Consider the following 18,325-nt stretch of genomic DNA (forward strand, 5'->3'; position numbering starts at 1 on the left):
CGGCGCGGCGCCGGGGGCCAAAACCGGCCACCAGGGGCGAGATTTTAGCCGTGCAGATCGGGCTCTCCTGCATTCACAAGTTGTGGATCGATTAAACCATTGAAAAAATAGGATATTTCAGTAGGCCCCGAACCAGGCCGGATTTACGATGTGAGCGTGCAGGATTCGCATTTCTGCCAAATCGGCCTATATTAGAGGCCGTAACTGACTATGCAGGGCCGGGCCGCCTGGAGCGGCAAATCCCGCCCTCCACCCCCGCAATCGCTGGCGTCATTGCCAAGCTGAATGTTTTGAAAGCTCGCGTCAGCGCTTCCAGCCGACAAGAAGAGGTCTCAGACCATGCGTCCACTGCGTCCGTTCAACTTCAACACCTCTGCCGAACTGTTTCCCGCCGCCATCCGCAAGAAGAAGCGGGCGGGCTTCGCCTACCGGCGGTTCGGCACCGCGGCTGAAGCCGTGCGCTTCGCCATGGAGGAGTTGCCTGCGGATTCGCTGAATGGCGCCTACCTGCAGGTCGAGGAAGCCCGCTTCGACCAGAACGGCATCCGCACCTTGTATGAGAGCGAGGCGTTTCCGTTGCCGCGCCGGGGGGTCGACAAGGCGCAGGACGCCGATGCGGCCTGACGGCTGCCAGACCAGTCTTCAACACCCTGCCCCGCCTCGCGCGGGGCAGTTTTTTTATGGGGGTCGGTTTGCGAGGTTTTGGCCCGGTCTCGCAGCGCCTCAACGCGACTGGGTATCCAGCCACCGCCGCAGGATCTTGGCGTTGCGCATGTTGGCGCGGAACAGCACGTCGAAGGCGTCGCCCGCGACGGGGACCATGCCGATCACCCCCTCGACCGCGACATTGCCCAGCATCCGCGTAATGACGTGCCAGGGCGCGCCCAGCGCACGGGCCTCGCGCACCAGCCACAGCGACAGCGCGGTCGCGATGAGGTCGCCGACCACCGGGATCAGGCCGATGATGCCGTCGATGCCATAACGGATGTTGGTGCCGGGCAGGACGAAGGCGACGTCGAGCAGCTTCGCCACGGCCTCCAGCCGCGCGATGCGCTGCTCACGGGTCAGATTGCCGAAGGGATTGGCGGTGTTGAAATCGAAGCGCACACCGTCCGGACCGACGAAGGCGCCGTTGAACGAGGACCGGAAGGAGCCCTGCGGGATCTCACGTCCGTCCTGGTCGATGATCGGTCCGCGCGCCTCATTGGCGTCGAAGTGCGCCTGCGAGGCGCGTCCGCGGCGGGGCGAGGGAGCCATGTGGTCTTGCATACCCATGAGATGGCAACGCGCGGGGCTCGGCACAAGTTGCGTCGAACCGTCGCCTTGTCTCGCCTAGCGGCCCCGGGCGCCGGTCGGCGTCAGCCCGAAGCGGCGCCGGAAGCAGCGGTTGAAATAGGACAGGTCGTTGAAGCCGCAGGCAAACGCGATGTCGCTGATGCGGCGTCCGCCGCCGGCCAGCAGGTCCATGGCCTTGCGCAGGCGCAGCTCGTTCAGCCGGGCCGAGAAGCCGGCGCCGGCCTCATGCAGCAGGTCATTGACGTAGCGCTCGGACAGCCCGGCCGCGACGGCGAGCTTCTGCGCCGAAAAATCCGGCTCGGTGAAGCGGCTGTTCAGAATCGTCAGCAGCCCCGCCAGCCGAACACTGCGCAGGCCGCCGCGGCCGGCCTTGCGCATCGCGTCGCCGCGCACACCGAGCCCGAGCGCCACCAGATCGAGCAGATGCTGCGCGATCGCCGGGCCGGCCTCGTCGGCCGCGGCGGGATGGGCGAGCAGCAGCTCGCTGTAATCCATCGCCAGCGACAGCGCGCCGCCCGGCGCCAATTCGCGTCCGACCAGATCATCGACACCGGAGACCATCGAGCGCAGCGTCATCATCGGCAGATGCACGTTGACGAAGCGCTTGTGGCTGGCGCCGTCGGCGCTGAAGAAAGGCTCATCGAGCTTGAGCAGCACCATTGCGCCGGGGCGCAGAACGAACTCGCGTCCGCGATGGACGACCATCGCCTCGCGGCTGCCGGCGTTGCGCGCCAGGCAATAGCGGTCGTCATTGGTCGCGAGCACTTGGCGCCGTTCGCGCCTGACACGGGTGAAGGTGCCGTCGCAGCGCCCGAGCAGGGTGGTCCCGATGTGGATCGCGTTCATTGCGGCGCGAAACGGCACGTCCTCGGCCGGATCGAGCTCACCCGTGTTGGAGAAGTGCTCGAACAATTCCGCAAAGCACAAGAAGCGCTGCCTGTCGTCGAGCCCTTTCGGCAGCATGTCGGTCGACAGCATTTTCCTGACGATGGTCATCGAAATCGGACCCGAGGCAAAGGAATTTCCGAAGCAACGCGATCAATGTGGCAGCGGCGGGATGAACGGCCGCTGAAGTCGGCAGAGCTCATCGAGACGGGATCGGGAGCGCCGATCAGTCCAAGTCGCGCGACCGTTCATGCCGATGAGTCCAAGACAGCGGCAACGGGTTCAACTAGCGATGCCGATGGACGCACGCGGACATGCGTTGCGGCCTGCACCCTTCAAGTCGAACAGCCATGAGTACGAGGAGAGATTGAAATGACCATGTCTTCCGCGGCCCGCAAGCTCTGCCTCGGCGCCGCCCTCGCGGGTTGCATCGGGATCGGCTACGCGCTCGGCGCGCAGCCGCACATGACCGCGACTATCACCATGCTGCAATCGGCGCGGGCCGAGCTGGCTCAGGCGACACCGAACAAGGGCGGCCATCGCGAGCGCGCGCTGGGGCTGATCGATCAGGCCATCACCGAGGTGCGTGCCGGCATCGCCTTCGCTGCCGGCGGCTGACCCTTTCGCAAGTCACACCAGGGAGACCATCGATGCGAACCATCCTCACCAGCGCGCTCCTGTTGGAAGTTCTCACCGTCGGCGCATCTGCGATGCCGCTGGCTCCGATCGACGCCGGATCCAAGCCTGAGGTGATCCAGGTCGCCGGCGGCTGCGGCCCGGGCTGGCACCGCGGTCCCTATGGCGGATGCCTGCGCAACTACGCCAATCCGGCGGCGCACGCCTGCCCGCGCGGCTTTCACATCGGCCCCGGCGGCCGCTGCCGCGGCAACGGCAGGTAGGGCTGATCGGCTCGTGCGATCGGCTTACGCAGTCGGCGGCTCAGTAGCGACCGCCGGCTGCGGCTCCTCAACGAATCTGTGCACCAGCCACGATGACACCGTCGCCGGGATGAAGCCGACCAGCCCGTACAGGATCCACTGCACGATGCCGTATTCGGAGCCATGCGAGGCGTAGTTGAAGGCCGCGAGCAGGAAGGCGATGCCGCCCACCAGCAGCATCCGCAACGTCGGCCCGATGCGCCTGACGTGGAACAGGATGTCGTCGATCGCGCACATCATCAGCGCCGGCAAGAAGCCGAACAGGTAGCTGTATTGCAGCGAGGTGACGAAGACCTTGAACAGCTTGGCCACTTCGCCCGGATTGGTGTTGGTCCAATAACCGGACATGTAGGTCGTGACCAGGAGCAGCGCGAAGCCGCCCAGCGCCGGGCCTACGGCAACGAAGATGAGATATCGCTTCATGCCCAATCTCCTGCCTCGCCGATCCGCCGAACGCGCGAGGCGCGTGCGGCCTGCTCAGTCACCCCACAGCGCGAAGGCGTCGTTGAACGCACGCTCGCCCGGCGCGCCCTTCTCGATCGCGATGATGGCCCGGCGCTGATTGGTGTAGACCAGGGGAACGTCGAACCAGGAGCGCTCCTTCAGGAGCTGCACGTTGCGGGTCCGGTCGGCGTCGACATTGGACAGGCCGACCAGGAAGAAGCCGTCGGTGACCTTCACCGCAAGGCCCGCCAGCGGCGTTCCGCGCGACTGTTCGTTGGACTTCATCAGGATGCCCGGCACGTTGCCGACGCCGCCGCCTGAGAAGTCCTGCGGCAGGATGAAGGTGAGTTCGGCGGTGTGGCTCGCCGGCAGCGACGTGTCGGTGTTGCGGCGGAACGACATCGTCATCTTGAACTTGCGATCGGGAATCTCGATGTCGGCGCGCACCGCGATATCGGCCTTCTGCGTGCCCGTCGCCTTGATCTGCTCGGTACGCCAGACCACCGAGCCGATGTACTGCTTGCCCTTCGGATCGGCGGGATCCTCGTCATACAGCACGACGCGCTGTGCGACCGGCGCGATCTGGTCCGAGGACGGCGACTGGCCGACGCGGTCGGTGATCTTCGGCTTGCTCAGCGGCGCGCCGGTGTCCTTGGGCGCCTCGACCGTCGAGGACGATTTGAACAGGCCGTTGACCATCCCGACCAGCGGCCGGCCCCACAGAATTCCGGCGCCGATCAGGATCAGCACGATCCCGGCGGCGATGGCGGCCTTGAACGGAAAGGTCGAGCCGCTGCGCTCCGGCTTCTTCTTGCCCTCGCGATCCGGAGCGGCGCCACGCTGGCGGGTCGAGGTGGCCGGCAGCGCGTAGCGCTCGGCCTCCTGGACCGACTCGTCATAGGAGTACGGCGCCTCGGGCAGCGGCGGCCGGTCATCGTCGTCGCCCTCGAGCCGATCGAGATCGGTGGCCGGAACGTTGGCGTAGGTCTTGCGCGCCGCGCGGTTGGCCTGGGCGGTGGCCTTGCCGAGATCGTCGACATCAGCGGTGATGTCGCGGAAGCCGCGCATGGCGGGCGGCGTTGCCGGACTGCCGTTGTCCTGAGCACCGCGGCGGGCGGCAGCCGGACGTTCGCGCACGGGAGGCGCCGCCCCATCCTGTGGAGGCGTTTGAGGCGGCTGGGGCCGCGGTGGCACAGTTGGTGCGCCAGCGGCAGCCGGCGGCGCTTCCGGTCGCGGATTGCGCGCCGGACGCAGCTCGGCCGTCTCGGCGCCGAGCGGCGGCCGCTCGGCCCGGGCAGCGGCCGATGCCGCCGGTCGTGGCCGGGGGGCGGCAGTGGCGGCCTGGTCTGGAGTCGGAGTGGGCTGAGCCGAGGGGGCTGCCGGAGCATCCGAATTGCGCGCACCGGCCCGCCGGAGCGCATCACCTGGGCGGGCAACGCCACTGGACGCCCGCTGCGCCTCGCGGGCACGCTGGGCTGCTTCCGCCTCGACCTTGCGAACGGCCTCCTCGAGCGACAGCCGCTCGCGCGTGATCTCGGACTCGCTGAGCGGCGGCTGGACGCTGCGCAACTGTGCGATCAACGCCGCCCGGGCCCGCTCGTAAAGCGCACGCCGGCTTTCCCCGGGAGCGTTGGGGTCCAATCCGGCAATGGCACGGGCTATCAGCGGGTAGTAGTCGGCCATATCAACTCAATTCGCGCGCTCAGCTGTCGGGTCCCGTCACGCCTCGAAGGGATTCTGGACCAGAATAGTATCCTCGCGTTCGGGGCTGGTGGAAAGCAGCGCGATCGGGCAACCCACCAGTTCCTCGATGCGCCGGACGTATTTGATGGCCTGTGCCGGCAGATCGGCCCAGGAGCGCGCGTTCGCCGTCGGCTGTTTCCAGCCTTCGATCGTCTCGTAGATCGGTTCGACCCTGGACTGCGCGCCCTCACCTGCCGGGAAATGATCGATCTCCTTGCCGTCCAGCCTGTAGCCGGTGCAGACATCGATGGTGTCGAAACCATCGAGAATGTCCAGCTTGGTCAGCGCAAGACCGTTAATGCCGCAGGTCCGGACCGCCTGACGGACCAGGACCGCATCGAACCAGCCGCAACGACGCGGCCGGCCGGTATTCGTTCCGAATTCGCGGCCACGCTCGCCGATCTTGCGGCCGGTCTCGTTGTCCTGCTCGGTCGGAAACGGCCCCTGCCCGACCCGGGTCGTGTAGGCCTTGCACAGGCCGAGCACGTAGCCGATCGCGCCCGGCCCGAGGCCGGCGCCCGTGGCCGCCTGCGCCGCCACCGTGTTGGACGAGGTCACGTAGGGATAGGTGCCGTGGTCCACGTCGAGCAGCGCACCCTGCGCGCCCTCGAACAGCATGCGCTTGCCTTCGCGGCGCTTGATGTCGAGCAGCCGCCAGACCGTCTCCGCATAGGGCAGCAGCTTCGGCGCGAAGGCGGTCAGCTCGCGCAGGATCTGCTGGCCGTCGATCGGTTCGAGGCCGAGGCCGCGGCGGAGCGCATTATGGTGCGCGAGCAGGCGGTCGATCTTGTGCGGCAGCGTATCGAGATCGGCGAGGTCCATCAGCCGGATCGCGCGCCGGCCGACCTTGTCCTCATAGGCCGGGCCGATGCCGCGGCGGGTGGTGCCGATCGCGGTCGCCGCGCTCGCGGATTCCCGCAGCGCGTCGAGTTCACGGTGCAGCGGCAGGATCAGCGTGACGTTCTCGGCAACGCGCAGATTGTCCGGGCTGATGGCGACGCCCTGCGACTGGAGCTTGCCGACCTCGTCCAGGAAGGCCTGCGGATCGAACACGACGCCATTGCCGATCACCGACAGCTTGCCGGTGCGCAGCACGCCCGACGGCAGCAGCGCCAGCTTGTACGTCGCGCCGTTGATGACAAGCGTATGACCGGCGTTGTGGCCGCCCTGGAAGCGAACGACGATGTCGGCCTGCTCCGACAGCCAGTCGACGATCTTGCCCTTCCCCTCGTCACCCCATTGGGCGCCGACGACGACGACGTTAGCCATTCGCAGCTCTTTCCTCTGCCAAGATCCAAAACAGCACGATCGGTTCGGACGAAGTCGCTTCCGATGAGGGGCCAGCCTGGCCAACCATGCGCCCAGCCCAAATCGCGGCCAGGACCGCTCGCTTGCGAGGCGACCCACCGGATAAAGGAAGCCGCCGGGCTAGGCAAGCGAGAACGGGCCTTCGGAGCACACAAGAGCGCCACCAAGCCTTTGATAAGCCCCAAAATTTCAAGCCGCCCCGGCTGCGGATCGGGCGACCCGGCCGTGCGCTTCTGGCGGCGCATCGACCCGGGCAGTTCCATTGAGCCCTCGAACGGCGGCGAATCTACGATCGAAGCGGCCCGCCCTCAGCTCTGGATGCGGCCGTCGACAACCTCGATGATGCGATCGCAGCGCCGGGCCAGATCAAGGTTGTGGGTGACGAGCAGGAAGCTCGTGCCGACCTCCCGATTGACGTCGCGCATCAGGCCAAAGACCGCCTCGGCAGACTTGGTGTCGAGGTTGCCGGTCGGCTCGTCCGCCAGGACCAGATCGGGGTTCATCGCCAGCGCCCGCGCCACCGCGACGCGCTGCTGCTGGCCGCCCGACATGTTGCTCGCGAGATGGTCGGCGAATTTCGCCAGCCCAACCTGGTCGAGCAGCTTCGCCGCCTGCGCCTCGATCTCGGGGCCCGGGAAGCCGCGATCGACCAGCAGCGGCATCATCACGTTCTCCTTGGCCGTGAAGGCAGAGATCAGGAGATGAGACTGAAAGATGAAACCGATGGTATGGCCGCGCAGATGGGTGAGCTCGGTATCACTGAGCGATGCAGTATCCTGGCCCTTGATCGTCAACCGGCCGGAGGTCGGCCGGTCCAAGAGACCGACGATGTTCAGCAGAGTGCTCTTGCCGGAGCCGGACGGACCGATCAGCGCGACGAACTCGCCGCGGTCCACCTCGATGTCGATGTCGTGCAGCACCTCGGTCTCGGTCGGCAGCCCGACATTGTAGGCCTTGCAGACCTTCTCCAGTCGCAGCAGGACCTCAGCCACGGATCGCCACCACCGGATCGAGCTTGGCCGCGCGCAGCGCCGGCGCGGTCGCGGCGAGCAGGCCCGTCACCGTCGCGAGCAGGGCCGTGATGAGAAACAATCGGCGTTCGAGGATCAACGGAAACAACTCCGAGCCATCGGCCTGGCGCTGCACCGCATGCCAATAGATCAGCGCACCCGCGCCCATGGCCGCGCCGAACAGCGAGCCGACGAAGCCGAGCAGCCCGCCCTGCAGCAGGAACACGCGCAAGATCTGTCCGCGCGAGGTACCCATCGCACGCAGGATCCCGATCTCCTTGGAGCGCTGGATCACCGAGACGATCAGCACGGCCGCGATGCCGAACGCGACCGAGAGCGCGACGAAGACGCGGATCAGCGTGTTGGATGTCGCCTGCGCGCGCACCGCCGTGAAGAACTGCGCGTTGGTCTTGATCCAACTGTCGGCCTTGACGCGATTGGCGGCCTGGATGCGCTGCGCAATGTCCTCAGCGGCATAGATGTCCCGCACGGTGATGTCGATCGTGGTGACGCCGCCGACCATGCCGAGCAGCGACTGCGCCGTGCGCAGCGCGACATAGGCGGAGCGCTGATTGGCGCCCTTGCTGCCGAGATCGACGAGACCAGTCACGATCAGCACGCGGTTGGCGCCGGATGCCGCCTGAACATTGAGCTTGTCGCCGACGATGGCGCCGAGATCCCTGGCGAGCTCGGTACCGATGATGATGTCCTCGCTGGTCAGCCGCGGCTCGCCGGCGACGATGTAGTCCGGCACGCGCACGATTGTGAAGTAGCTCTCCGGCTCGATGCCGGACAGCGTCACGGCGCGGCTGGCGTCGCCGCGAATGGCGAGGGCGGAGCCGGAGATGGTCGGCGACACCGCGGTGATCTCCGGCATCGCCAGCATCTGATTGCGGATCTTCGGCCATTGATCGATCGAGATCACGCGCTGGCTCGGACGCTGCACGATGGCATCCTCGATCACGCCATTGTCGTTGCGCAGGGGACGCGCAACCTGATCCGGCGTCAGCAGTTGGATCTGCGGCTGCGAGGTCAGCACCCGCTTGATGAAATTGGCCTCGAGGCCAGCCAGCATCGCCGACATGAACACGATGACGCCGACGCCGATCGCGATGCCGCCGATGATGAACAAGGTCTGCAGCCGGCCCTCGCGCAGGAAACGCACCGCCGCGATCCACTCGAAGGGCAGCCAGCGGTTCACGGCAGCACCGGGCGGAAGCGCTGGCCGGTCAGGATGCCGGAACTCTGGGGCACGGCGATGTCACCGGCGTTCAAGCCGTCGACGATCTCGACATGGCTGTTGCCGCGGATGCCGACGCGCACCGGCTGCTTGGCGGCGCGGCCGTCCTTCACCCCGAGCACCCAGGGCTGGCCCGAGGTGATATCGTGAACCGAGCGCACCGGCAGCTCCAGCGTATCCTTGCGGGAGGCGACCTCGATGTCGACAGACACCGTCATGTCCTGGCGCAGATAGTCGGGCGGGTCCTTGACGATCAGCTTGACCTGGACGGACGCGCGGGAAATATCGATGCCGGGGTTGATGTAGCTGACCACAGCGGGGAAGCGCCTGTCGGGGTAGGCATCGGCCGACGCGAGCGCCGTCTGGCCGAGCGCCAGCTTGCCGAGATTGCGCTCGTCGATCTGCAGGACGAGCTGGAGATCGCCGGCAGGCGCCAGGACGAGCAGCGTCTTGCCGGGCTGCGCCACGGTGCCGCGCTCGACACTGCGCGTGATCAGCACGCCGTCGCGCGGCGCCGAGATCGTCGCATAGCCGAGACGAGACTGCGCCGTGTCGAGATTGGCGCGCGCCTGGTTCAGCTGCGTCTCGGCCATGACATAGTCGCTGCCGCCGGGGCTCGCCGTGAAGACCTGGAATTCGGCGGCACGCTTCTGGGCCAGCGCAACGTCGAGCGTCTTCTGGGCCTCGTCGAGCGCCGCGCGCGTGGCATAGCCGTTGCCGGTCAGCTGCGACGTCCGGTCATAGGTCTGCTGAGCATTGAGCAAGGTCGCCTGCACCTGGCGCAAAGCCTCCTTCGCCGACGGCAAGGTCAGCTCGGCGAGCTGGCGCATCCGCGCCTCGGCCTGCGCCACCTGCCCTTGTGCCTGCACCACCGCAGCCTTCAGCTCGCGCGACTCCAGCGAGATCAGCGGCTGGCCCTTGGTGACGTGCTGGCCTTCCAGCACCAGCACCTCCTCGACGGTGCCGGTGATCTGGCTGCCGATCTCGACGCGGAACGGCGTCTCGACGTGACCGCTGGCAACGACCGCCTCGACGAGGTCGCCGCGCCGGACCTGATCGACCACGATGGCAGGCCCAAGCATGACCCGGACGCTTTGCCAGCCGCCAAGGCCGAGCAGCACGATGATGGCGAGAGCGAACCAGCGATGCGCCCAGACCGCCGCTAGGACGGTCGGACCAACGGCGGCTTTCGTAGGGGACGGGAGAGCTGCGGCATGATCGGCCATGATCGTCAACACAAACTCGTCAATGCGGATGATGCCCAGTGACGCGCCATCCATTCCTTGAGTGCGGCCGTCAGCCCGCGGCGCATTGCACACAAAGCTAGGGGATCGCGACAGCAGGATGTTGCGCTAGGTCAACCGGCGGACGATCGTTCATGCAAATCAGGCATGATGACCATTACCAATCATCCACGAACATGAACGGACGCATGTGAGCACTGATACGACCCCCGGTCTGCACCGGTTCTGGCGCCTGTCGCCTGCGCAGGCAGGCGCAGCGCTGGCCTGCGACCTGGACGGCCTCGGCAGAGCCGACGCCGAGCAGCGGCTGCAACGCTACGGCCGGAATGCCGACTCCCCATCGCATGTCGTGGGGCCGATGCGCGCCGTGCTCCGCCGCCTGCTCGAGCCGCTATCGCTGATCCTGCTGGTGGCCGGCATCATCTCGATGGTGACGGGCGACGTGATCGGCGGCGCCATCATCGTCCTCATCCTCACGCTGTCGATCGGACTCGATACGGTTCAGGAGGGGCATGCCGTCAAGGCGGCCGAGGAGCTCCGCCGCTCCGTGGCCCTGAAGGCCGAGGTCAAGCGGGACGGCGCCTATCGCGAGATCGACGTCGACGCCGTCGTTCCCGGAGACATCCTGCGCGTCCGCGCGGGCGACATCGTTCCTGCCGATGCGCTGATCATCGAAAGCAAGGCCTTCACTGCCGGCGAGGCGGCGCTGACGGGAGAGCCCTATCCCGTGACGAAACAGGCCGGTATTCCCAGCGATGAGAACGACACGTCGAATGCGCTGTTTCGCGGCTCCGTGGCTCAGACCGGAGAGGCCGTCGCGCTCGTCGTCAACACCGGGCCGAACACGATGTTCGGCGCTGCCGCCTCGGCGCTGGCCGAAGCGCAGGCCCGCACGCCGTTCGAGCGCGACCTGCACGAGTTCGGCCTCGTCATCGCGCGGCTGACGCTGGCGCTGGTCGTGATCGTGCTCGCGGTGCGCGTCGTGTTCGGCCGTGATGTGCTCGACTCGCTGTTGTTCTCGGTGGCGCTGGCCGTCGGACTGACGCCCGAGCTGCTGCCGATGATCACCACCGTGACCCTGTCGCGCGGCGCGCTTCGCATGGCCAACCGCAAGGTGATCGTGAAGCGGCTCGCGGCGATCCATGATCTCGGCGCGATGTCGGTGCTGTGCACCGACAAGACGGGAACATTGACCTCAGCAGAGATCACGCTCGCCCGAAGCATCGCGCCCGACGGCAGCGACGACCCGCGAGCCGCGGAGCTCGGCGCGATCGCTGCCGCGCTCGGCGGCGATCGGGGCTCGCTCGACACCGCGCTCATCGCCGGCGCGGACCGTGCGGCAGCAGGATGGACCCTGGGCGGACAGCAGACCTTCGACTTCTCGCGCCGGCTCGGCTCGGTGCTGGCGATCCGCGGGGCAGATCAGATCCTGATCGTGAAGGGCGCGCCAGAGGCGGTGATCGAGCTCTGCACGCAGCAACGGCAGGGCAGCGCGACTACGCCGATCGACGCCAGCGGCCGCAACGAGATGTGCGCGCGCGTTCACGCGCTGGCGCGCGAGGGCCTGCGCACGGTCGCAATCGCGTCACGGCCCTGGACCGGCGCGCCGCGCGAGATCGAGACCGATGACGAGCAGGAACTGATCTTCGAGGGTCTGTGCGCGTTCGCCGATCCGCCCAAGCCGACCGCAGCCGCGGCCATCGCACAGCTTGCGCGCGCCGGCATCGCGCTGAATATCCTTTCCGGCGACGATCCGGTCGTGGTCAAGCGACTGGCCGGGCTGGTCGGACTGAGGGCGGATCGCGTGCTGTCCGGCAGCGACATCGCCGAACTCAGCGATGACGCGCTCGCGGTGCAGGTGCGCTCGGCCGACGCGTTTGGCCGGCTCGCCCCCGATCAGAAATCGCGCATCGTCAAGGCGCTGCAGGCCTCGGGCCACGTCGTCGGCTTCCTGGGTGACGGCATCAACGACGCGCCGGCGCTGAAGGTGGCCGACATCGGCCTGTCGGTCGACGGCGCCACCGCCGTGGCGCAATCCGCCGCCGACATCATCCTGCTCGCCTCCGATCTCGAGGTTGTCGCCGACGGTGTGGAGGAAGGGCGGCGCACCTTCGCCAACATCCTGAAATACGTGCGAATGGGCGCGAGCTCGAATTTCGGCAACATGCTGTCCATGGCGGTCGCTTCGATCATACTGCCCTTCCTGCCGATGCTGCCGACGCAGATCCTGCTCAACAACCTGCTCTATGATCTCTCCGAACTCGGCATCCCGTTCGATCGTGTGAGTCCGCAGGCCACCGCGCGGCCGCAGCGCTGGGACATGAAGCGGCTGCTGCGCTTTGCCGCGATCATGGGCCCGCTGTCGTCGCTGTTCGATTTTCTCACTTTCGGCGCCCTGCTCTATTTGTTCCATGCGACGCCCGACGAGTTCCGGACCGCCTGGTTCCTCGAATCGATGGCGACCCAGATCCTCGTCATCTTCATCATCCGGACCAACGGACGGCCATGGAGCAACCGCGCCGATCCGATGCTGACTGCGTCGTCACTGACCGCGCTCGCCGTCGCGCTCGTCGTGCCCTTCACCCCGGCCGGCGCCTGGTTCGGCTTCGTGGTGCCGCCGATCGCCGTGCTGGCCACCATCGCGGCTCTCGTTATCGCCTATCTGGTCTGCGCCGAAGGTCTCAAATCGGTCGCCGTACAGTCCACGACCTTGCGAACTCACCGGCGGCATCACCACCGCGGTTCATGACCAGCGCCGCTGCATAGTCGCGATGCATCTGCCCTCTTGATAGGCAGCTGCAATTGGTGTCTGTCGACGAGGCCGGGGAGGACCAGCGGCCGGGATGACCGGGCCGGATGCCGCGGCGCACGAACCGGGGCCAACACCGCCGCATGTCTGCCGCCGATCCCACCGCGTCCGCCGCGCCCGCGCGCGCCTGGATCGCCAACCAACCCTATGTGCTGCTCAGCATCACCGCGCTGTGCTGGGCCGGCAACGCGATCGTCGGCCGGCTGGCCGCCGGGCACATTCCGCCGGTGACCTTGTCGTTCCTGCGCTGGTCGCTGGCGTTCCTGATCATTCTGCCGCTGGCCTGGAAGCAGCTCCGCCAGGACTGGCCGGCGATCCGCTCCAAGCTCGGCGTCATGATCGCGCTGTCGGTGACCGGCATCGGCGCCTTCAACACGCTGCAGTACTGGTCGCTCGAATACACCCAGGCGCTCAACACGCTGCTGCTGCAATCCGGCGGTCCGCTGATCGTGGCGCTCTGGTCGATGCTGCTGCTGCGCGTGCACCTCACTTTGGCGCAGGCGATCGGCATCGTGCTGTCGATGATCGGCGTGCTGCTGATCCTCACGCGCGGCCATCCGGCGGCGCTCGCCGACATCAGCTTCAACAAGGGCGACCTGATCTTCCTGGTCGCGATGGCGGTGTTCGGCTTCTACTCGGTGCTGACGATCAAGCGACCGCAAATCCATGGCCTGTCGATGGTCGCCTTCACCTTCGGCTGCGGAGCCGCGAGCCTGATTCCGCTGTTGATCTGGGAGCTCAACACGCGCCCGGTGATGGCGCTCGACACCCAGAACCTACTGTCACTGCTCTACGTCGCGATCTTTCCCTCGACCATCGCCTATCTGTGCTTCAACCGCGGCGTTCTTCTGATCGGTGCCAACCGCGCAGCGCCGTTCTTCCACGTGGTGCCGGTGTTCGGCTCGATCATGGCGTTCGTCTTCCTCGGCGAGCGGCCGCAGATCTTCCACGTGATCGGCTTCGCCCTGGTGCTGAGCGGCGTCTACGCGGCCTCGCGCAAGCAGGCGACATGAGGCGAACGGTTCATCCGAGCGCCTTGAGCGTCATGCAGACGGCCATCAGCGACACGAAGCCCACCAGCAGGACGCGCAACCGTTCCGGCGGAACGCGGTTCGCGAGACGCGCGCCGACATCGGTGCCGACCGCGAGGCCGACGATCACCGCGACGAGGGTGGGCCAGGCCGGCATGGCGCCGTGCCGCCAGTAGATCCAGGCGGATGGAAGCGTCGTGGGCACCAGCGTCAGCGCCAGGCTGATCATCTGGGCGCGGTGCTGTGCCATGCCCAGCACCGCGCTCAAGCCAACCACCGTCGCGAGCCCGCCGCCGATCCCAAGAAAGCCTGAGGACACGCCGGCCGCGCAGCCAACTGCAAGGAGCGCTGCTCGATGTGGATCCGGCGCAGCGCCGGTTGCTTCGGCGGACTCCTTCGCCCGTCGCCTGCGCAGCAGCAGAGCATCGAGCAAGAATAGGTAGATCACATAGGCCCATTGCAGGACCGCCGCCGTCGTCCAGTTCGCGATCAGTGCGCCGACGATGCCGCCGACCAGGAATCCCAGGCCGAGCCAGAGCAACACCGCAGCCGTCACCCGATTGCCGCTATCCCAATAGCGCCTGATGCCGGCCGCGCTGGTCGGCGGGATCTGCGCGACCAGCGAGAGCCCTTGCGCGGTGTGCTGCTCGGCGCCGAGCAGCATGACCGCGAACACGACGAGCCCACCACCGGGAGTGACGCCGAGCAGCCCCGAAGTGAAGCCGCCGACCAGCCCGGTGCCAAGACCGCCAATGAGATCAGGAACGCTCGTCATTGAGACCCGCCCGGTACGGTTGGAGAGGCACTCGCTTCAGGTCATCGCCGCGCCGTGAGTCCCGTCAGCAGCGTCTCGAATGCGGCCATCGCTTCGGATGACGAGAACGGCTCGCCCCACAATCGCTGCAGCACGAACCCCTGGAACATCGCGACGATCGTGCGGGCCATGCTGCGTGGATGAACGGAGCGGTCGATGACGCCGAGCCGCTGGCCCCGCTGCAGCAGCTCGGTGATCAAGACGGCCGGCTTGCGCACACCGTCCGTCACCTGCGCGCGGATATCATCGTCCCGCAGCGCCTCGGCCCAGAGCTGCAGCGCGATGCGCCGGTGGCGCAGGCCCTCTTCCTTTTGCATGTCTGCCAACGAGGCGCGCGCAATGGCGCGCAACGCTTCCAACGGATCAGAAATCTCACGCGCCGTGGCCAACAGGGCGGCATCACGGGCATGGCGATGCTCGCCTATCGCCTGAATGAGCTCTTCCTTGCTGGCGAAATGGCCGTAGATGCAGCCCGCGCTCAAACCAGATTGCGCAATGACATCGGCGATCGTGGTCTGATGGAATCCCTGCCGGGCGAAGCAGGCCTCGGCGGCCTGCAGGATCTCGTCCCGGCGCGCGGCCATCGTCTCGGGCTTGAGTTTCGGCATGCGCAGCTCCTGCCGAGCGGTCGCAGGGTGCGGCTGTCGGCTCGATGGCGTTCCCGTCTGCGATGAGCATACAAAACGAATATTCGTTTTGTAAAGGAGGCCCATTGGTATTTCGACATGGCGGCCTTCCGCCCGGCGCTCTTGTCCCGCCCGCCATTTCGGGCACAAGCTCCGGTCAACAAGGGAAGCCGATTCCTTGCCCACCGCATCGCATCCGACCTCGCCGCTGGCCTGGCTCAACAACCAGCCCTATCTGCTGCTGACGCTGGCCTCGCTGTTCTGGGCCGGCAACATCGTGCTGGCGCGCTATGTCGCCGGGCACGTGCCGCCGCTGACCCTGTCCTGCATCCGCTGGATCGGAACTTTCCTGATGCTGTGGCCGTTCGCGCGGACGCATCTCGTACGCGACTGGCGTACCTTGCTGGCCAGCTGGCCGCTGCTGCTGGTGCTGGCGCTGACCGGCTTCGCCATCAACAATGCGCTGTCCTACTGGGCGATGCAGTACACCCAGGCGCTCAACGGGCTGCTGATCCAATCCTCGGCCCCCCTGTTCGTAGCGCTATGGTCGCTCGTGCTGTTCGGGGTCAGGCTGACGGCGGCGCAGTTCGCCGGCATCGCGATATCCTTGACCGGCGTGCTGGTCATTTTGCTGCGCGGAGACCTCGGCGCATTGGCCGCCATTCAGTTCAACCGCGGTGACTTGATGTTCGCCGGGGCGCTGCTGGTGTTCGGGATCTACTCGGCGGTCATGACGCGGCGGCCGGCCGTGCACCAGCTGTCGCTGATATCGTGCTGCACGGCCTTGGGCGCCCTGCTGCTGCTGCCGCTGGCCGCGTGGGAATACGCGTCCGGCTTCGTGCTGCAGCTCGATCTGCTATCGCTCCTGACCCTCGGCTACGTCGTGGTGTTCGCCTCGACGCTCGCCTATCTGTTCTTCAATCGCGGCATCGGCCTGATCGGGCCGAACCGCGCCGCGCCGTTTCTGCATCTGGTGCCGCTGTTCGGCTCTGTGCTGGCGATCCTGCTGCTCGGCGAGGAGCTGAAGCCGTTTCATCTGATCGGCTACGCGCTGGTCATCGCCGGCGTGATCATCGCCTCCCGCACCGGCCGCACCAAGGTCGCGTGAGCGCCTGCAAGCTCACGCCGTGCTTTCAAGGCCAGGCCCGGTCCATCACCGCTGCGACTAGGCCGTGCGCACCTTCGCCATGAAGCCATCGACGGCCTGCTGCAGCAGGCTCGACTGGCTGTCGAGCTCACGTGCGCTCGACAGCACTTCGGCGGCAGCCATGCCTGTCGCTTCCGCCGCCTTGGTCACGCCGCCGATGTGCGCGCTGATCTCGTTCGAGCCGGCGGCGACCGACTGGATGTTGCGCGCGATCTCGCGCGTCGCGTCGCCCTGCTGGGCGATCGAGGTCGAGATCGAATTGGTGATCTCGCTCATCTGCGCGATGGTCTGGGTGATGCCGCTGATGGCGGTGACCGCATCCTGGGTCGAGGTCTGCATCGCCGCGACCTGCGCCGAAATCTCCTCGGTCGCCTTCGCCGTCTGGTTGGCGAGTGCCTTCACCTCCGAGGCGACGACGGCAAAGCCCTTCCCGGACTCGCCGGCGCGCGCGGCTTCGATGGTGGCGTTCAGCGCCAGCAGGTTGGTCTGCGCCGCGATCGAGTGGATCAGCTTGACGACCTCGCCGATCTTCTCGGCGCCGGTCGACAGCACCTGAACGGTGGCATTGGTGCGCTCCGCGTCGCCCACGGCTTTGCTCGCAATCTCGCTGGAACGGGCGACCTGGCGCGAAATCTCATTGACCGAGCTCGACAGCTCTTCGGCCGCGGCCGCGACCGTGCCGACATTGTCATTGGCGCTCTGGGTGGCGGCGCTGACCGTCGAGGCGCGCGAGCTGGCATCGCTCGCGGTCGAGGTCATCGATTGCGCGGTGTGCTGCATGCCCTCGGCCGCCGACGCCACCGAGCGGACGATGCCGTTGACGCTGCGCTCGAAGTCGGCGGCCAAATTCTGCATGGCCGCGGTCCGCTCGGCGGCCGCACGCTGCTGGGTGGCGGCCTCGGCCTGCTCGAGCTCGCGCATCCGCAGCGCGTTGTCCTTGAAGATCTGGACAGTGGAGGCCATCCCGCCGATCTCGTCGCCGCGGCCGACACCGGGAATCTCGCCCTCGAGCCGGCCATCGGCGATCTCGCGCATGCGGACGCCGAGACGATCGAGCGGCACGCTGATGCTGCGGCTGATCAGCCAGGCGATCCCGCCGGCGACGACCGCGATGCCTGCGCAGGCCATCCAGATCAGCCATTTCAGCGGCTTCATCTTCGCGTCGAGATCGTCGACATAGACGCCGGTGCCCACGAACGTATTCCAACCGGGAATCATCACGGCATAGGAGATCTTGCGGGTCGGCTGCTCCTGGCCGGGGCGCAGGTATTCGTAGTGCAAGGTGACTTCGCCATCCTTGGCAACGCCGTCGCGCAGCTCGACGACGAGCTTGCGGCCGTTGAGCTCGAAATCGATCACGTTCGAGCCGCGCTGCTTCGGATCCTGGGAAAGCACCACATTGCCGTCCATCGTATAGGCGAACAGATAGCCCGTGCCCTTGTCGAAGGTCATCGTTCTCCCGCGATTGACGAACTCGTCGAGCGCAGCCTCCTTCGTCAATTTGCCGGCTTCGACATCCTTGATGAGGCCGAGGGCCATGTTACGCGCGGTCTCGACGATCGCCCGGCACTGTTCGATGCGGGCATTGACCATCTCCTTTTGCATCAGAGTGCCGGCAAACGTACCGGCCGCGGCAAGGCCCAGCATCGCCACGCCGACGACGATGGCGAGCTTGGGGGCAATCTTCAGGTTGTTCAGCAGCACGCAACGAACTCCGCCCGGTCCCCGATCGACGACCTCGATCTGTCAAGGTGAGCCGCTGGTTAACTGATCAGGCGATGGTTAGAGTT

The 18,325-nt window shown here is 66.8% G+C and carries 17 protein-coding genes; 6 read left to right on the plus strand and 11 right to left on the minus strand.

Annotated elements, in window-relative coordinates; translation table 11 throughout:
• Positions 1-339: 339 nt before the first annotated feature.
• Entirely contained in the window at positions 340-624 is a 285-nt protein-coding gene (locus ACQR0U_RS27025) for a hypothetical protein (RefSeq protein ID WP_315714146.1), read from the plus strand.
• Between the two features lie 99 nt (positions 625-723).
• Here the strand turns inward: ACQR0U_RS27025 and ACQR0U_RS27030 are convergent, their stop codons facing one another.
• Both ACQR0U_RS27030 and ACQR0U_RS27035 read right to left on the minus strand, forming a co-directional pair.
• Complete coding sequence (locus tag ACQR0U_RS27030; protein ID WP_315750086.1) at positions 724-1,257, minus strand: DUF4112 domain-containing protein; 534 nt, start codon at positions 1,255-1,257, stop codon at positions 724-726.
• A gap of 75 nt (positions 1,258-1,332) precedes the next feature.
• Positions 1,333-2,292 (minus strand): helix-turn-helix transcriptional regulator, encoded by a 960-nt coding sequence (locus tag ACQR0U_RS27035; RefSeq protein WP_315714144.1) that lies wholly within the window; start codon positions 2,290-2,292, stop codon positions 1,333-1,335.
• Between the two features lie 261 nt (positions 2,293-2,553).
• Between ACQR0U_RS27035 and ACQR0U_RS27040 the strand changes: the two genes are divergently transcribed.
• Together ACQR0U_RS27040 and ACQR0U_RS27045 are read left to right on the plus strand one after the other, a co-directional pair.
• Complete coding sequence (locus ACQR0U_RS27040) at positions 2,554-2,799, plus strand: hypothetical protein (RefSeq protein WP_315714143.1); 246 nt, start codon at positions 2,554-2,556, stop codon at positions 2,797-2,799.
• 32 nt (positions 2,800-2,831) lie between these two features.
• The gene (locus ACQR0U_RS27045; protein WP_434842746.1) at positions 2,832-3,080 is read left to right on the plus strand and encodes a GCG_CRPN prefix-to-repeats domain-containing protein; all 249 of its coding nucleotides are present in this window, start codon (positions 2,832-2,834) and stop codon (positions 3,078-3,080) included.
• Between the two features lie 24 nt (positions 3,081-3,104).
• On the opposite strand, the gene ACQR0U_RS27050 is transcribed toward ACQR0U_RS27045, so the two are convergent.
• The 6 genes from ACQR0U_RS27050 to ACQR0U_RS27075 all read right to left on the minus strand — a co-directional run bounded on the left by ACQR0U_RS27050 (position 3,105) and on the right by ACQR0U_RS27075 (position 10,090).
• Positions 3,105-3,542, minus strand: a complete 438-nt coding sequence (locus ACQR0U_RS27050; RefSeq protein WP_315750083.1) for a DUF5413 family protein — start codon at positions 3,540-3,542, stop codon at positions 3,105-3,107.
• Between the two features lie 54 nt (positions 3,543-3,596).
• Positions 3,597-5,246: a hypothetical protein gene (locus ACQR0U_RS27055; RefSeq protein ID WP_434842745.1), complete on the minus strand. Its 1,650-nt coding sequence runs from the start codon at positions 5,244-5,246 to the stop codon at positions 3,597-3,599.
• Positions 5,247-5,282: 36 nt separating this feature from the next.
• Positions 5,283-6,575 carry an adenylosuccinate synthase gene (locus ACQR0U_RS27060; RefSeq protein ID WP_315714139.1) on the minus strand — a complete coding sequence of 431 codons (1,293 nt, stop codon included), beginning with the start codon at positions 6,573-6,575 and terminating at the stop codon, positions 5,283-5,285.
• A 347-nt stretch (positions 6,576-6,922) separates the two neighbouring features.
• Entirely contained in the window at positions 6,923-7,606 is a 684-nt protein-coding gene (locus ACQR0U_RS27065; protein WP_434842744.1) for an ABC transporter ATP-binding protein, read from the minus strand.
• Positions 7,599-8,825: an ABC transporter permease gene (locus tag ACQR0U_RS27070; protein WP_315714137.1), complete on the minus strand. Its 1,227-nt coding sequence runs from the start codon at positions 8,823-8,825 to the stop codon at positions 7,599-7,601. Before ACQR0U_RS27070 ends, ACQR0U_RS27065 begins: the two co-directional genes overlap by 8 nt.
• On the minus strand, positions 8,822-10,090 hold the full coding sequence (locus tag ACQR0U_RS27075; RefSeq protein ID WP_434842917.1) for an efflux RND transporter periplasmic adaptor subunit: 1,269 nt from the start codon (positions 10,088-10,090) through the stop codon (positions 8,822-8,824). Before ACQR0U_RS27075 ends, ACQR0U_RS27070 begins: the two co-directional genes overlap by 4 nt.
• A 208-nt stretch (positions 10,091-10,298) precedes the next feature.
• Between ACQR0U_RS27075 and mgtA the strand changes: the two genes are divergently transcribed.
• Both mgtA and ACQR0U_RS27085 read left to right on the plus strand, forming a co-directional pair.
• Positions 10,299-12,857: a magnesium-translocating P-type ATPase gene (gene mgtA, locus ACQR0U_RS27080; protein ID WP_434842743.1), complete on the plus strand. Its 2,559-nt coding sequence runs from the start codon at positions 10,299-10,301 to the stop codon at positions 12,855-12,857.
• Positions 12,858-13,000: 143 nt separating this feature from the next.
• Positions 13,001-13,930, plus strand: coding sequence for a DMT family transporter (locus ACQR0U_RS27085; protein WP_315750078.1), 930 nt, complete (start codon positions 13,001-13,003; stop codon positions 13,928-13,930).
• Between the two features lie 10 nt (positions 13,931-13,940).
• Here the strand turns inward: ACQR0U_RS27085 and ACQR0U_RS27090 are convergent, their stop codons facing one another.
• Both ACQR0U_RS27090 and ACQR0U_RS27095 read right to left on the minus strand, forming a co-directional pair.
• Entirely contained in the window at positions 13,941-14,723 is a 783-nt protein-coding gene (locus tag ACQR0U_RS27090; RefSeq protein ID WP_434842742.1) for a sulfite exporter TauE/SafE family protein, read from the minus strand.
• A 41-nt stretch (positions 14,724-14,764) separates the two neighbouring features.
• On the minus strand, positions 14,765-15,370 hold the full coding sequence (locus ACQR0U_RS27095) for a TetR/AcrR family transcriptional regulator (protein ID WP_434842741.1): 606 nt from the start codon (positions 15,368-15,370) through the stop codon (positions 14,765-14,767).
• A 196-nt stretch (positions 15,371-15,566) separates the two neighbouring features.
• Here ACQR0U_RS27095 and ACQR0U_RS27100 point away from each other — a divergent pair, with 196 nt between their 5' ends.
• Positions 15,567-16,496, plus strand: a complete 930-nt coding sequence (locus tag ACQR0U_RS27100) for a DMT family transporter (RefSeq protein WP_315750076.1) — start codon at positions 15,567-15,569, stop codon at positions 16,494-16,496.
• Positions 16,497-16,553: 57 nt separating this feature from the next.
• Here the strand turns inward: ACQR0U_RS27100 and ACQR0U_RS27105 are convergent, their stop codons facing one another.
• Entirely contained in the window at positions 16,554-18,239 is a 1,686-nt protein-coding gene (locus ACQR0U_RS27105; protein ID WP_315750075.1) for a methyl-accepting chemotaxis protein, read from the minus strand.
• Between the last annotated feature and the right edge of the window lie 86 nt (positions 18,240-18,325).

Source organism: Bradyrhizobium sp. HKCCYLRH3097, from assembly GCF_051167875.1.
Lineage (GTDB): Bacteria > Pseudomonadota > Alphaproteobacteria > Rhizobiales > Xanthobacteraceae > Bradyrhizobium.

What these genes read in the sequence shown, in the direction of transcription:
- ACQR0U_RS27050 (WP_315750083.1), bottom strand. Translation starts at nt 3,542, where the DNA reads ATGAAGCGATATCTCATCTTCGTTGCCGTAGGCCCGGCGCTGGGCGGC.
- ACQR0U_RS27040 (WP_315714143.1), top strand. Translation starts at nt 2,554, where the DNA reads ATGACCATGTCTTCCGCGGCCCGCAAGCTCTGCCTCGGCGCCGCCCTC.
- ACQR0U_RS27045 (WP_434842746.1), top strand. Translation starts at nt 2,832, where the DNA reads ATGCGAACCATCCTCACCAGCGCGCTCCTGTTGGAAGTTCTCACCGTC.
- ACQR0U_RS27060 (WP_315714139.1), bottom strand. Translation starts at nt 6,575, where the DNA reads ATGGCTAACGTCGTCGTCGTCGGCGCCCAATGGGGTGACGAGGGGAAG.
- ACQR0U_RS27090 (WP_434842742.1), bottom strand. Translation starts at nt 14,723, where the DNA reads ATGACGAGCGTTCCTGATCTCATTGGCGGTCTTGGCACCGGGCTGGTC.
- ACQR0U_RS27025 (WP_315714146.1), top strand. Translation starts at nt 340, where the DNA reads ATGCGTCCACTGCGTCCGTTCAACTTCAACACCTCTGCCGAACTGTTT.
- ACQR0U_RS27035 (WP_315714144.1), bottom strand. Translation starts at nt 2,292, where the DNA reads ATGACCATCGTCAGGAAAATGCTGTCGACCGACATGCTGCCGAAAGGG.
- ACQR0U_RS27030 (WP_315750086.1), bottom strand. Translation starts at nt 1,257, where the DNA reads ATGGCTCCCTCGCCCCGCCGCGGACGCGCCTCGCAGGCGCACTTCGAC.
- ACQR0U_RS27075 (WP_434842917.1), bottom strand. Translation starts at nt 10,090, where the DNA reads ATGGCCGATCATGCCGCAGCTCTCCCGTCCCCTACGAAAGCCGCCGTT.
- ACQR0U_RS27055 (WP_434842745.1), bottom strand. Translation starts at nt 5,246, where the DNA reads ATGGCCGACTACTACCCGCTGATAGCCCGTGCCATTGCCGGATTGGAC.
- ACQR0U_RS27095 (WP_434842741.1), bottom strand. Translation starts at nt 15,370, where the DNA reads ATGCCGAAACTCAAGCCCGAGACGATGGCCGCGCGCCGGGACGAGATC.
- ACQR0U_RS27085 (WP_315750078.1), top strand. Translation starts at nt 13,001, where the DNA reads ATGTCTGCCGCCGATCCCACCGCGTCCGCCGCGCCCGCGCGCGCCTGG.